This is a genomic window from Bradyrhizobium sp. SYSU BS000235 (assembly GCF_049747295.1).
Classification (GTDB): domain Bacteria; phylum Pseudomonadota; class Alphaproteobacteria; order Rhizobiales; family Xanthobacteraceae; genus Afipia.
In genome coordinates this window covers 4,283,685-4,297,292 of the sequence record NZ_JBMHJM010000001.1, presented here as the reverse complement: position 1 = coordinate 4,297,292, position 13,608 = coordinate 4,283,685, and the positions used below count along the sequence as shown (strand labels likewise).

The following is a 13,608-nucleotide window of genomic DNA, read 5'->3' as shown; positions in this document are numbered from 1 at the left end:
CAGAGGCACGAGCCAAGCTAAGCTCCTGACCCACTACATTGTTTAAGCGGCGGCGACCGGTCGCGAGAACGTGTGAGACGCTCTGCGAGAACGTCACGACTTCATGGATCGGATAGGCATTGCGTAGAACATCACATTAGCCGAATAGAGATTGAGTGCTGCTGCAGGCAGGACAGATGGGCTGGAAACACCTGTTTCATCTCAGGGATTACGTGAGATCGTCGCTATGGTTGATTCCGTTCATTGCTATCCCGATCGAGCTTGCGGCAACCCGAATACTCCATCGTCTCGATAGCTGGCTTGGCTGGACATTCCTCGACCTCGGCGTCTCCGGTGCCCAGGGGATGCTGAACGCGATCATAACAGCGACGCTCAGCTTTGTTGTTTTTACGTTTGGATCGCTGCTTGTCGCGCTCCAGATCGCAAGCGGCCAGATGACGCCGCGCATCATCGCGACAATCTTGGTGCGCGACAATGTCGTCAGGTACACCACTGGTCTTTTCATTTTCACATTGCTGTTCGCGATCAGCGCGCTCAACAGAATTCAGACAACCGCTTTTCAACTGGTCGAATTTATCGCCGCCTGCCTCGGCGTCCTCTGCTTCGCAGCATTCCTCTTTCTTATCGATTATGCGTCAAGGCTCCTTCGGCCGATCAGCATCATCGGGCGTGTGGGAGAAGCGGGGCTTAGGGTGATACGGAGCGTCTATCCTGATCCGAACCTGAATGGGAGTGAGACTGCCAGATCGCTTAAGGCGCTTGGCCCGCCAGGCCGTGTTGTTCAACACTCGGGAAAATCCGAGATCATTCTGGCAGTTCATCTGAAGGACCTCATGTCGCTCGCTGAACAATCGCACGGCATCATCGAACTCGTGCCTCAGCTTGGCGATTTTGTTGCGACCAGCGAACCGCTCTTCAGGCTGTATGACGGTGCCACGTCGCTCGACGAATCCGAGCTGAAATTGACTCTCGCATTCGGACCCGAACGAACGCTCGCGCAAGATCCGACCTTTGCATTCCGTATCGTGATTGATATTGCCCTCAAGGCGTTGTCACCTGCGATCAATGATCCGACAACCGCTGTGATTGCGATCGACCAGCTTGCCCGCCTCCTTCGCAGCGTCGGAAATCGCAACCTGCATACGGATGAAGTGTTAGCCGCGACAGGTGAGTTGCGGGTTATCTGTCGAACACCCAACTGGGAGAATTTCGTTGAACTGGCGTTGACCGAAATCCGCCTTTGCGGGGTGCAAAACATCCAAATTGCGCGACGATTGCGAGCGATGATTGAGAACCTGATCGAAACATTGTCGAAGCACCGTCATCCCGCTCTGCTGGAGCAACTGACACTGCTCGACCGTGAAGTCGATCGATTGTTCATTTACGGAGAAGATCGCGCTCTCGCGCTTGTCGGTGACACGCAAGGATTGGGCGGGGCTTCCGGCGCAAAGCACGTTCATTCTCAGTCGGTTTGAGTGCCGGTAATCCAATTTGAAATAGGCCTTTGATCTAGGTCAACCGCCGCAGGCCCGCGCCGTTACTCGTCGGTCCACAGTGGTGACCTTTGGCGATGCGGCTTTTGATCCTAAACGGACATCGGCATGACGCTTGTTCCCTCTCACGCACTGTCATGCTGCTGACGCATTCTCTGTTTTAATCGCCGACAACTAAAAACACTGTGTGAGAACCCACAGAGGTTCCCCACAACGCGTTCGCCGCCATTCTGCGTCGCCATTCATTGGCACCAATCCGCAAACAATTGGCACGAGCTATCAACGCCTTCGCGTTCGCTCAGCCATGTTTTGCGGCGTCGGGAACTGAACAATCAAATAGACGAATCAAAGTAGTCGAGGAGTCATAATGCTGTTCCGCTCGAGCGCCGCACTTTGCGGCGCCCTTGTTGTGCTTGCCATGTCTGTAACCTTTGCGCGATGTGAAGCTGCAGGCGTTCATTCAAGCGCTGTCGTCGATGCCGCATCGGGAGCCGCGATCGTTGGCGCAGCATCCACGTACAATCCGTTCAAGCCCGGATGGCGAGAGGGCGGCCCGAACACCGCCTCCGGCGAACGCTATGATCCCAAAGCCTGGGCGGCTGCCATCAAGACCAGTCTGCGTCAGAAATTCGGTGGCGTGCTATTTGGCGCGCGGCCGAAATACGCGCTCGTTGAAGCTGTCGGCAAGAAGATCATCGTCAAGATCAATGACGTGGGGCCGCTCACGCCTGGCCGCATTATCGATCTGAACGAGCGTGCGATGCGCTATTTCGATCCGAGCTTAGAGCTCGGCGTGATCGATAGCGTAACGGTGAAGCCGTTGTTAGGGGACTATTGGACCCCGGGACCTGTCGGCTGAGCAACACACGCGAAAGAAGTATGGTACGGCCCTGAAAATTGTCGAGTTGCCTTGATTTCTGCACACTTCGAGCAGCAGATTAACCAGTCTAACGGATTGGGGTCCGACAATGCCGAGGTCCGGGGTGCAATGGGTGCGCTTGGGCGCGCTGTTGGGAATGCTTGGGCTCATGCTCGGCGGTTGCATGCAGGCGACGCTCTCACCGTCGTCCAATGCCAACTTGACATCGAGAGACCGGCAGTTGCTGGCGCACCCACCTTATGCGCAGGCGACCATTCCAGAGTCCTATCGCCGGCACATCGTTGACTACACGCGCCGGGAGACGCCGGGCACGATCCTGGTCGATACCGATGCGCGCTATCTCTATTACGTGCTGCCGAACGGCAAGGCCATCCGCTACGGCGTGACGGTCGGCGAAGAGGCGCTGGCCTGGTCCGGCGTTGCGTCCGTTGGCCGGATGGCTGAATGGCCGGATTGGATTCCGACGCGGGAGATTCAGGAGCGGCTCGGCCCCTACCCGGCCCGCGTTCGCGGGGGTGCGGCTAATCCGCTGGGCGCACGCGCGCTCTACCTTTACGAAGGCGGCAAGGACACCCTGTATCGCATCCACGGCACCAATCAGCCGGAATACATCGGCCAGGCCATATCGTCCGGCTGCATCCGTATGACCAATGAGGACGTCATTGACTTATACGGCCGGGTCAGGACGGGCGCTCCCGTCGTCGTCCTGCCGCCAAGTCAAGGTGCATTGAGCAGGCTTCGTAGCTGATCTTCGGTCCTAATCTTGAGTGATGATGTTGGTGCGCCTCGGCATCAGTCGCCGAGGCGCAACGCTATCGCTTCGACATCGGTGACGTCTATTACCGCACGACCAGCACCGGCACGCCGCCGTCCGCCAGGACCTCCGATGTTTGACTCCCCAACACGAGCTTCTTGATGCCGCGATGTCCATGAGAGGCCATGACGATCAAGTCGCAGCCTCTGGACTTTGCGGCTTCGAGGATCGCAGTGGCTGGGTGGAGCGTATTCGGAACATGCAAGACGTCTGCGGATATCCCGGCCTGCTCCGCCATCGCTCGAATGTCATTGAGCACTTTGCCGGCACGTTCCTTGTGGGCGGCGTCGAAGCTGTCGATCATTTCCTGCGGGGGAATCCATCCGCCGTGCCCTCCGCCATATCCGGTGAGAAGCGGTTCCGTCACGGTGATGACTGTCACTTTCGCATTCAACGCCTTTGCTAAAGCCATCCCATGCTCAACGCCTTTTCTCGCGACATCCGATCCGTCCGTGCTCAAGAGAATGTTCGCGTACATTCGCAGCCTCCCTTGTTGGTCGAATACTTTAAAAAAACAACCTTACCAGATATGGTCCGATCGTCGCCGTCTGTGATGCGGGGCCAGCGCGCTGACGTGGCACGTCTTCCCAAAAAGCTCGTCGCACCGGAGGAGGATGCTCATACCTAAGTATGCTCCACTCAGCCGAACGTACCGTGCGGATCAACCTCCGTGTAATGGTTTGATCAAATGCCCTCTGATTATGTTGTGGCGTAAAGTCCCTGTCAGAAACTCGATCCCGGACTTGGCCGCGCTCCTCCCGCTCCCTAGCTGCCTCAAGGGAGCGCGGTTTTTTTCTCCCGAATCCTCGATCAACGGCACGGTTTCTGTTCGCGCGGTGAATTGCATTTGCCGCCCGCATACCACTTCACGACTAGCCCTCTTGGGCCTTTAACTCCTCCGCGGCGAAGATGTCATCCCGTTCAAGAGTAAGGGTGAACTGAAAGACAGCACCCCGAGGATCATTGCCGGTAACCCATAACCGTCCCCCGTGAGCCTCGATGATCGAACGGCAGATCGGCAGGCCCATGCCTAAGCCATCGGGCTTGGTCGTGTAGAACGCCTCGAACAGGCGGTCCGCACTCTGCGGGTCCAAGCCGGGACCGCAATCCCGCACTGTGACGAGCACGCTGTCCGCGTCCTCCCTCCCCGTGCTGATCTGCAATTCCCGCGTACCCTCGTCGACGTCTCGCATGGCGTCGACCGCATTGAGGATCAGGTTGAGAATGACCTGTTGCAGCTGGATGCGATCGCCTTCGATCAGCGGCAAGCCTGCGGCGAGTTCTGTCCGCAGCGAAACGTTATGCCTCTGCAATTCGCTTCGGGTCAGCGCAATGATATCGAGGACAACCTCGTTGATATCGAGCCGAACCATGCGCGGGGGCGCTTTCTTGATGAGGGCACGGATCCGGTGAAGGACATCTCCGGCACGCCCGCCGTCCTTGACGATACGGCCAAGGATATCGCGAACTTCGTTCAGATTGGGCGGGTCAGCCCCCAGCCAGCGCAAGGCGGCGGCGGCATTGGTGATCACCCCGGTGATGGGCTGGTTGACTTCGTGAGCAATCGAAGCCGTCAGCTCGCCCAAGGTCGTGACGCGGGTGACGTGAGCAAGTTCCGCCTGTGCCTGCCGCAACTCATGTTCCGCGCGCCTGGTCGCGGAGACATCCATGATTGCGCCGACGAACTCGACTGCGCCCGATTCATCTCTGACCGCACGGGCCACGACATGCACACACTTCACGGTGTCGTCAGGCATCAGGAGTTGATGTTCGAGCTCCCAATCCTTGCCGTCGCGTGCAGCGCGGTCGATCTGTTGCCGAACGCGGGCGATATCGACCGGGTCGGATCTTAGTATAAAGTGTTCGAGAGAAGGCTTGATTGTGCGGTCGTATCCAAGAATTCGGAAACTCTCCTCCGACCAGAAGAGTTCTCCGCTGGAGATTTTCCAACCGAAACTCCCCGTGAGACTTAATTTCTGTGCTTCCGCCAAATAGGCATCACTTCGCCGCAACGCATCTTCGGCATGTTTGCGCTCGGTGATGTCGTTGTTGGTCTCCAGGATCGCAATGGGATCTCCGCCTGCGTCCCGTCGCACCGACCACCGGCTCGCCACCACGGCCTGCGTGCCGTCTTTCTTCGTGTGGACCAGTTCGCCTTCCCAGCGGCCCGTACGGAGCAACTCCGCCGTGATCTGTTCGAGCGGGGCGGGAAAGGTCGTCCGCATGAGTTGATGAGATACCTTGCCGAGGGCCTCCGCTTTTTTCCATGCGTACAGTTCCTCGGCGCCGCGGTTCCAGTAGACGATGACATCGTTCATGTCGCGCACGAAGATGGTGTCGTGGGTGAGATCGAGAAGTCCGGCCTGCTCGCGCAGCACCATTTCTCTCGATTGGGTTTGCACAGCGAGAAAAGCCGTCGCGCCGATCGCCGCCACGCTGAGAAGGAGGCTCGAAAACGCGATGCCTGGTGAGTTATCGTCCTCCGACAGCAAATAGCTGAGTACCGTAAGCCCCATTAACCCCAGCGACGTCAGCACAATGCCGCGCTTCTGAAGAAACCTGGTCGATAGCAGAACGACGCCCACATACAGCACGGCGATAACGTTCTCTGCCGGGGTCATTGTGTCCAGGATGAAGACTGCGCCGACGATGGCCGCGCTCATCACCGCAAGAGCCCGCGGCGTGACGATTTCCGGCGAAGACGCGACATCTTCAACGTGTTGCTGTTCCGTATCCATGTCACGCCTCGCCAAGGACGTGCCGGTTGCCGAGTGTGGCGGTTCCGAAGTCCGCATCGGTCGTGCGGCCGATCCAACAAGCAAACACTCATTTCGAGAGCAATGGAGCACAAGCTGCCGGCTCCCGCAGCCAGTACCGCATTTTGCCGCATCGGTAGCTTGTCCCGGTCTTTCCCGTGAGTAAAGCGGCAGTAACGGGCGCAGGCCGAAACGGAACAAGAGTGAGCTGGCGCGCGCACTACCAGCGGTTGGCTCGCACGGCTTATCGATTTTGTGGGCAGAATGACGCTTTGCTCTGGTAAGCTCAAGCGATCGGGAGCGGTTTACGACGTCGAATCCGCTCCACGGGCATTGCTGACCTTGGCTTCGTTTGGCTTATCGCCAAGGAGGACAATACGTTGTGACCGGGCGCCCAACATCCGCTCGCGATCTCGCGGGCGTCGAGGAGCCGATCGTCTTCATCATCGACGACGATGCTTCTGTTCGCGACGCGCTCGGAAGTCTCTTCCGCTCAGTGGGCTTGCGGGTCGAGGTGTTCGGTTCGGCGCCCGAGTTTCTGCAGAGTAAGCTTCCTGACATTGCCAGTTGCCTCATCCTCGACATCAGGTTGCCCCGGCTGAGCGGCCTGGATTTTCAGACTGACTTGGTGAAGGCTGGCATTCACATTCCGATCATCTTCATGACGGGGCATGGCGATATTCCAATGACGGTCAAGGCGATGAAAGCCGGCGCCGTCGATTTCCTGACCAAGCCGTTTCGCGATCAGGATATGCTTGACGCGGTGGCGACGGCGATCGAGTGCGACAGAAAGAGGCGCGTTGATGCAAAGGCCCTCTCGGATTTGCAGGCAGTTTTCGCGACCCTGACCCCTCGCGAACGGGAGGTTCTGACTTTGGTCGCTGCCGGGCTGATGAACAAGCAGATAGCCGCGGAGATCGGCATTGCCGAGATTACGGTGAAGATACACCGCGGTCAGGTGACGAAGAAAATGGGCGCGAAATCGGTGGCTGATCTGGTGAGGATGGCCGAGATGCTCGGAATTCGTCGCCCGGAGTCTTAGCCCGCGAAGCTTAGCTCATTTGAGCTCGCGGGCGCGCGCGGCCTTTTCTCCTTCAAGACCGGTATCGCTTCGTTCGAAAAAGGCACCCGCGCGTACAAACCTAAGTATGATTTTCCGCCCGTTGTTCGCGGCGCACCCTTGCTCTGGACGGCTGCACTTGGGCTCCGTTCGCGCCCACGGGAAAGACCGCTTTGTCCAGAATTCCAGTGATCTCAATCATTGACGATGATGGATCCGTTCGTGCCGCGACCTCCAATCTCGTAAGGTCGGTTGGTTACACCGTCCATACGTTCGCATCGGCGGAAGAGTTCCTGGAATCGTGCGAGCTGAATGGCACGTCGTGCGTCATTGCAGACGTCCAGATGGGAAAAATGAGCGGCATCGAACTGCAAGCTCACTTACTCGCCCAAGGACATTACATGCCATTCATCTTTATTACGGCTTATCCCATCGAGAGCGTCCGCGCGTCAGCGCACAAGGTGCGCGCGACGTGCTTCCTGACCAAGCCCTTCGATGCGGACGCTTTGATCGAATGCATTGACGCAGCTCTCGAAGGGCCTGGCCAAGATCGATGAGGACTGAGCCACCGCTATTTGCGCCCTGCGAGCGGTTATACCTAGGGATGAGGAAATCAACCATTCAGACAACTTGATGAAGGACGGTGAGCGGAGGAAACTCATACGGTGGCTCAGACGTTCGCTTCATTTTCTGAGCGGGTCCATCAAGCAAACTTCGGGATTCAGGACACTCAAAACACACTCGCTCTCGGGACCGCGAGGGCGAGATGAAGCAGTAGCTTCCAACCGCAAAATGGTCATTCCTCAGAAGGAGGTCGCCATGCGCATAGTCCTTCGTTGCGCCGAATGCGACAGTGAAGAACCGAAAATTATCTCTCTCCGGAATCCTGCGTATGAGCATTATTGCGGACGCGCATGTTTTCTTAAGGGGCAGGAAAGTTACATTCGTTGGATATTGCGAATGAAATCGGACACGGAAGCGGAGGCCGCAACCTGAAAGTCGTTGCGGCAATCAAACGCCCTTGCCGTTTCAAAGTCTCTCTCCGTTTTCCTGTGACTACTTACAGACGGTCGTGAACCTGAATAGTCCTCCGGCGTCCGAACCTGCTGAACTTTGCAGACGAAGCGCTTGCCCGCGGGGATTGCATGAGCGGCAAGAGGATTGCCGTTTTCATCTGCGGGAAAACAGACGGCTGAAGCTACGGCCTGGAAGACAGCGGTGACGGATAATGCCGCGCCAGGCCGCCGCCCATGCGGAACAAAATCGACACAAACTTTCGTATAGCACCTCCGAACCCTTTCGATGCGGGACGCGTACCTACGTACGATTGCTTCGGCGGGCCACGCTTTTAACGTCGCAGTTCATCGGAACAACAGTGCGATACCAACAAGAGACGCCCGCTGCAGCCATAGGAGACAACAATGTGCAGGAAGCAGCAACAGCCGTCGACTGGCGCAGCGAAGCGTTGCGCCATGTGTGACCGAAGTTTCGGCCTCATCCGACACTACTACTGGTCGACCGCCCTCTGTTCAAAGGAGTGCTTGAATCGCTTCAAGACCCGTCAACACAGCGACCGCAGATGGTTGTGCCGACTTGAAGCCGTCTGATCACGCAGCGTGCAACGCCTTACCAGAAGCCCCGTTGCACCGGTGGAGGCGCGTACTGCTGGCCGCCGCGCCGGCGCGTCACGCTCGGTTGCGGTTGTGGATCGCCCCCGAAAAACAAGCCAAAGATATTGTCGTTCTGGCGGCTATAGCCTCCACCGTTGTCGTAGCCGCCATTGTCGTCGGCAACCAATACCTCAGAAGGCTTGCGCGTGATGAAGCCGCCCTGGGGCTGGTCGCTCAGCACCGCAACAAACTCCGTGCGATAGTTAGTCTCCTCGCTCAGCGGCTCATCCGAGACGACGATCGAGGAGCGCGGCAAAGCGGTCGGCCCGATGCGATCAAGCACGTCCTTTGGGATGGTGATGCGGTCGAGCGCGCTCTTGGCTTCATCGCCATGATCGATGGTGACAGCGGTCCAGCGCAGGCCCGCGTCATTGCGCGCCACCGCCGTGAAGATATGCGTGCCAAGCGGTTTGCCGGGATCGCGGATTTCGACCGGTGACTCGATGCTGGTATCGAACACTTCGCCGCCGCCGTCCGGCGCAGGCTTGTGGGTATTGCGCCGGACGTAAAGCGTCCGCGTCGCGCGGCTGATGTAGATCGAGACCGGCTCCATCGCGAGCTTTGCATCAAGCGCTGCCTTGGCGGTGTCGGTCTTCTTCGCCTGGGTCGTCTTGGCCGCTTCCTTTGCAGCAGTGGCTGCGTCGAGCTTCGATGCCGCGTCCGCCTTGGCGGTGTCGAGCTGCGTGCTCAGTTCCGCGGCTTTGGCGGCGATCTTCTGCTTGAACTCCTCGGCCTTCGCTTTGGCCTGATCGGTCTTGGCAGCAGCCAGCTTCTTGTCGGCGAATGCCAGATCGGCGTCGGCGCGGGCCTTGAGCTTCTCCAACTTGCGCAGTGACGCCGTAAGTGGCGCCGTCTCGCGGGTCAACGCCGCAGCCGCCTTCTTGGCGTCATCGGCTGCGGTGGCGGCGTCGGTCGCTTCACGGGCGAGCGTCTCGGCCTTTGCCGGAGCAGCGGCGATGGCCTGCGCGTTCGGCGCGAACAGCGCAAGCGTCGGGTGAGCAAAATCGACCGGCGCCGAATCCTCCGGCGAGATGATCACGCGCATCCCGATCCGCGTCTTGTCGAACAGCTTCTCCGCAAAGCCGTAAGGCATGCGCACGCAGCCGTGCGAAGCCGCATAGCCGGGCAATGGCCCGCCATGCAATGCGAGGCCGTTCCAGGTGATGCGCTGCATGTTCGGCATCCAGGCATCGTCATACATGGTCGAGTGATGGTCCTTGTCCTTCTCGACGATGGCAAAGACGCCGGCCGGCGTTTCGCGCTCCTTGATGCCGGTCGAGACCGGCGCGCGATAGATCCAGCCTTCAGAATCGTACCACGTGACCTGCTGGCTCTTGATCGACACGATGGCCATGAGCGGGTCGCCTGCCTCACGCGGCGCTGTTGCCTCCGCTGGTTGCGCGGGGCGGCCCTTTTTCGCAGCGATGGCCTCAGAGGTCGGCATCGCGAGCGCGGCCAACGCCGTGAGCATCACAATGGCCGAAGCCGTCCGGCCGCGCATTGCCACCTTGGATGTCGCCCAAGTGGATTTCACCCAAGTGGACTTTGCCGATGCCAATCGCTTCACCATTCCACGCCCCGTTCAAACGCCCGTCCGCCGTCGTGATCAATCACCGGGATACGACAGCTCATGACGACGAATCATACTCGCAGTTGAAATTGGCACAAAACGGACATCGCGTAGGCCCCTTTCTGATGATCGCAACCCGCTCAAGCGGCCCGTCATAGGCCCTCCGCCCGCCGTTGCGCACAAGCAACACTCCCGGGAAAAGGACACAGCCTGTCCGGTTGCGCCATTGCTTGGTCATTTCCTTGTCACAACAATTGTGGGCGTCCGCATGCTCGGCTGTGCAATCCGGTTCCGATAAGGCTGGAATGATGAACCCGCTGCGACTTTCGACAGTGCCAACACCGGTATTGCGATCCGTCGCTCTCGCGGCCGGGGTTGTCGGCCTGCTCGCGACGGGGTCAGAAGGTATCCAGACCACCGGCGCAGCGCCGCCGACGGATATCAGCGCTCCCTCCGGCTCCGCTACGACGCAGCTTGTCAGCGCAAGCGCGACATCCGGAGACGACCGTGGCCCGACTCGTGCGCCGACCGATGTGGCGAAGGCTGGACCGTCGCTTGCGAGTGCAGGCACCGACGTATCGATCACTCTGAATTTGCCGGAGGGAGACGTTGAAGCGGTCGCCGCCCCGGCTCCCGCGCAGCCAGCACTCCCCATCGCGGCGCAGGCGCCGCCAGCAAAAGAAGCGCCGCCGGCCAAAGAAGCGCTGCCAACTGAACAAACGCCACCTGCCGAACATGCTCCGCCCACCGAGCCTGCGGCTGTGCAAGTGGCAAACGTCAATCCGGCGGATGGCGAGCCCGGCTACGAACCAGGCTCTATCCTTCGAGACGCCAACAGGATCCTTCGCGACGCCAACAAGGCTGCGACGACCATCGATATTCCCGACGAGTGTCAAGCCACAGACACCTGCATCGATCGCTATCTGTGGGCGCTTTATCAACGTGCGCCCAAGGAAGACACCATCAAACAGGTCGAATGGAGGAAGGTCACCGTCGAGCGCAAGGTCAAGGTCAAAGGCAAGGGAAAGAACAAGACCAAGACGATCACTGTGACCGTGTCGAAAGCCTTCACCAAACTTGTCGATCAGGATTTCACCTGGAAGGACCCCAAGGCGGCGGAGCGCGCCGGCATGCCGATGATGGACTATGTGATCGGCGGCATGGACCGCAGCTTCAAGAAAAAACTGTTTCGCATGCTGCGTGCGGCAGAAGTGGCAGGCCTTTCGCCCGGCATCACCAGCGCCTTCCGAGATGACTACCGCCAGTCGATCGCAAGCGGCCTGAAGGCTGCGAGCAACAGGTCGTATCATGGCGGCAGCTTGCGCGGCGGCTACGGCTGTGGGCTTGCCGCGGATATCGTGAGTGTCCAGGGTGGCACGCGTAACGAGCGATGGGCGAACTCTGACAAGCTGTGGAAATGGGTTGATGCGCACGGCAAGGAGTTCGGAATCGCGCGTCCCTATCTCAGCCGCGACCCGCCCCATGTCGCCCCGACCGACGGCCAGGAATATGCCAAGCACAGCCGCGGCACCAAAGTGGCGGCCGCGAACGCGAAGAAAGTGGACGCGAAGAAGGCCAGCGCCAAACTGGCGGCATCGAAAGCAAAACAGATCAACGTGAAGAAGCCGAACCTCGTGATCATGCGCGACGCCTCGCGTCCCTCGAAGCGCGTGTCCCCACGTCCGGCGAACGCCCGACAACTGCGGCAGGCTCAAAGGTAAGAGCAAGCTGAGGCGCGCCGGCCGGATATCAGGCGCGCGGGATGATCAACACGATGCGTGACCCGCCTGATGCGGACACGGCCCCGCTCACGGCTTGACGAATTTGAGCACGAAGTCGTCCTTCGGCTGCGGCGGGTCCGGCGTATTCTTATCCTTGGGATCGTTCGGATTGCGGAGAAAATTGCCTTCACCGGCTAACTTAAATCCGGCTGCTTCAACTTCCTGCCGAAGAAACGCCTCTTCGATGCGATGAAGCGTGCCCGATTCCGAAATGCCGGTACCAGGCCGCCCCGCGTGATCGGCTATCACATAGAGCCCTCCCGGCTTGAGTGTGCGAAAGACGGCTTTGTTCATCGCGGCACGATCCACGCCAAGGTGCCCGAGGTCGTGATAGTTGAACATCAAGGTCACGAGATCGACGCTGCCACCCGCGAGTTCGGGCGGCATGGGATCTTCGAACGGCCGCGAGACCGCGACGATCGGAGCGGCCTGGGCGCCGTGGCTGCGGAGATTGCTGTCACGCTCAGCAAGAGCAACCGGGGACGGCTTCGGCGCGCCTGCCGGCGTTGCGATTGCCGCAGCTGGGTTGCTTCCGCCCTCGGGCGTTGCCGTCGATGCGGGTGCCGGGGTGGGATTGCGCGGCCGGCTCTGGCCGTAAACCTTGCCTGAAGGTCCGATCGCGCGTGCCAGCAGTTCCGTGGTGTAGCCGCCATCCGCGCTGAGATCGACCGCCACGATGCCGGGACGAATGCCGATGAAGCCCAGCATCTGCTCGGGCTTTCGCCGCGCGTCATTGGTGCGATCTGCCGCCGAGCGATCAGGGCTCTTCACGATCTGGACGATCTGCTCGGAGGAAAGCGGCGATCCGCTCTGCTGCGCCGTCGCTACGTGAGCGCTGAGGAACAGGCCCGCGCTGACACCGGCCACAACCAGAAGGCTCCTTGTGATGCTTGTCATGGTTTTGCTCATTGCTCCCTGACCCTTCCCGTCTCCAGGACCGCAATGCAACGAGTGTGCACGGTCCACTCACCTGCTCGCGATAAGAGCACACCCCGGCGCAATCCCGTCTTCACTTTCCTTGGAAGCGGGACACTATCCATAGGGTCATATTCTTTTGTGACAGCGGAAAGCCTGATCCGACCTTGCCCTTTCGATCGAAGCCTCGACCACAATTTCACCCCGGTTCATGGGATTGAATAAGAGCTGTCATTCGCACGAGGAGCAGTCGCAAATGAAAGCCAGATCCGCTCTCACAGCGTCATCTCTTATTGCGTCAGCCCTCGCAGTGGTGGTGCTGTCTTTGGCCCCGACTTTCAGTGCGCAGGCCTCCGACTTCGGATTGTGGTGCGAACGAGGTGTGAAACAGCGGTTGCTGAACCCTTCGGCCTATCGCCGGATCAAGATCATCGAATCGACGCAGCCGATCATGTTCGACTATGGATTTGTGTTGGCCGGCGGCCCCGAATTCTCGGGCAGCCTCATCCGCCATCCTCCCCAACGCCTTTACGCGTTCGTCGACTACGAAGTTCGCAACCCGTTCGGCGCGCCGACGCGCTCGGTTGCCAAGTGCGTCTATGGCCAGAATTGAAGCTTGAAAACGCGACACGCGTTTGCGGGTTTCGACAACGGCGCATTCCTGAGATA

General features: G+C 59.4%; 12 protein-coding genes. 8 read left to right on the top strand and 4 right to left on the bottom strand.

Going from position 1 to position 13,608, the window contains the following annotated elements:
* Positions 1 to 155: 155 nt before the first annotated feature.
* The 3 genes from ACP0KA_RS20105 (at position 156) to ACP0KA_RS20095 (ending at position 3,121) form a co-directional block, all read left to right on the top strand.
* A complete protein-coding gene (locus tag ACP0KA_RS20105) occupies positions 156 to 1,475 on the top strand; it encodes a DUF2254 domain-containing protein (RefSeq protein ID WP_424630487.1) in 1,320 nt (439 codons plus the stop codon).
* Between the two features lie 385 nt (positions 1,476 to 1,860).
* Positions 1,861 to 2,352 (top strand): RlpA-like double-psi beta-barrel domain-containing protein, encoded by a 492-nt coding sequence (locus ACP0KA_RS20100; protein ID WP_424630486.1) that lies wholly within the window; start codon positions 1,861 to 1,863, stop codon positions 2,350 to 2,352.
* A 109-nt stretch (positions 2,353 to 2,461) separates the two neighbouring features.
* The gene (locus tag ACP0KA_RS20095) at positions 2,462 to 3,121 is read left to right on the top strand and encodes a L,D-transpeptidase (RefSeq protein WP_424630485.1); all 660 of its coding nucleotides are present in this window, start codon (positions 2,462 to 2,464) and stop codon (positions 3,119 to 3,121) included.
* A gap of 91 nt (positions 3,122 to 3,212) precedes the next feature.
* Here the strand turns inward: ACP0KA_RS20095 and ACP0KA_RS20090 are convergent, their stop codons facing one another.
* Both ACP0KA_RS20090 and ACP0KA_RS20085 read right to left on the bottom strand, forming a co-directional pair.
* Positions 3,213 to 3,665 (bottom strand): universal stress protein, encoded by a 453-nt coding sequence (locus tag ACP0KA_RS20090; RefSeq protein WP_424630484.1) that lies wholly within the window; start codon positions 3,663 to 3,665, stop codon positions 3,213 to 3,215.
* 394 nt (positions 3,666 to 4,059) lie between these two features.
* A complete protein-coding gene (locus tag ACP0KA_RS20085) occupies positions 4,060 to 5,925 on the bottom strand; it encodes a PAS domain-containing sensor histidine kinase (RefSeq protein ID WP_424630483.1) in 1,866 nt (621 codons plus the stop codon).
* Between the two features lie 400 nt (positions 5,926 to 6,325).
* Between ACP0KA_RS20085 and ACP0KA_RS20080 the strand changes: the two genes are divergently transcribed.
* On the top strand, positions 6,326 to 6,985 hold the full coding sequence (locus tag ACP0KA_RS20080; RefSeq protein WP_424630482.1) for a response regulator transcription factor: 660 nt from the start codon (positions 6,326 to 6,328) through the stop codon (positions 6,983 to 6,985).
* Between the two features lie 206 nt (positions 6,986 to 7,191).
* Positions 7,192 to 7,560, top strand: a complete 369-nt coding sequence (locus ACP0KA_RS20075; RefSeq protein ID WP_424630481.1) for a response regulator transcription factor — start codon at positions 7,192 to 7,194, stop codon at positions 7,558 to 7,560.
* Positions 7,561 to 8,629: 1,069 nt separating this feature from the next.
* Here the strand turns inward: ACP0KA_RS20075 and ACP0KA_RS20070 are convergent.
* The gene (locus ACP0KA_RS20070; RefSeq protein ID WP_424630480.1) at positions 8,630 to 10,144 is read right to left on the bottom strand and encodes a L,D-transpeptidase; all 1,515 of its coding nucleotides are present in this window, start codon (positions 10,142 to 10,144) and stop codon (positions 8,630 to 8,632) included.
* A 4-nt stretch (positions 10,145 to 10,148) separates the two neighbouring features.
* On the opposite strand from ACP0KA_RS20070, the gene ACP0KA_RS20065 reads away from it, so the two are divergent.
* Together ACP0KA_RS20065 and ACP0KA_RS20060 are read left to right on the top strand one after the other, a co-directional pair.
* Entirely contained in the window at positions 10,149 to 10,307 is a 159-nt protein-coding gene (locus ACP0KA_RS20065) for a hypothetical protein (RefSeq protein ID WP_424630479.1), read from the top strand.
* 244 nt (positions 10,308 to 10,551) lie between these two features.
* Positions 10,552 to 11,964 carry a peptidase M15 gene (locus ACP0KA_RS20060; RefSeq protein WP_424630478.1) on the top strand — a complete coding sequence of 471 codons (1,413 nt, stop codon included), beginning with the start codon at positions 10,552 to 10,554 and terminating at the stop codon, positions 11,962 to 11,964.
* Between the two features lie 87 nt (positions 11,965 to 12,051).
* Here the strand turns inward: ACP0KA_RS20060 and ACP0KA_RS20055 are convergent, their stop codons facing one another.
* Positions 12,052 to 12,921 (bottom strand): class I SAM-dependent methyltransferase, encoded by an 870-nt coding sequence (locus ACP0KA_RS20055; protein WP_424630477.1) that lies wholly within the window; start codon positions 12,919 to 12,921, stop codon positions 12,052 to 12,054.
* A gap of 274 nt (positions 12,922 to 13,195) precedes the next feature.
* On the opposite strand from ACP0KA_RS20055, the gene ACP0KA_RS20050 reads away from it, so the two are divergent.
* Positions 13,196 to 13,552: a hypothetical protein gene (locus ACP0KA_RS20050; RefSeq protein WP_424630476.1), complete on the top strand. Its 357-nt coding sequence runs from the start codon at positions 13,196 to 13,198 to the stop codon at positions 13,550 to 13,552.
* Positions 13,553 to 13,608 lie beyond the last annotated feature (56 nt).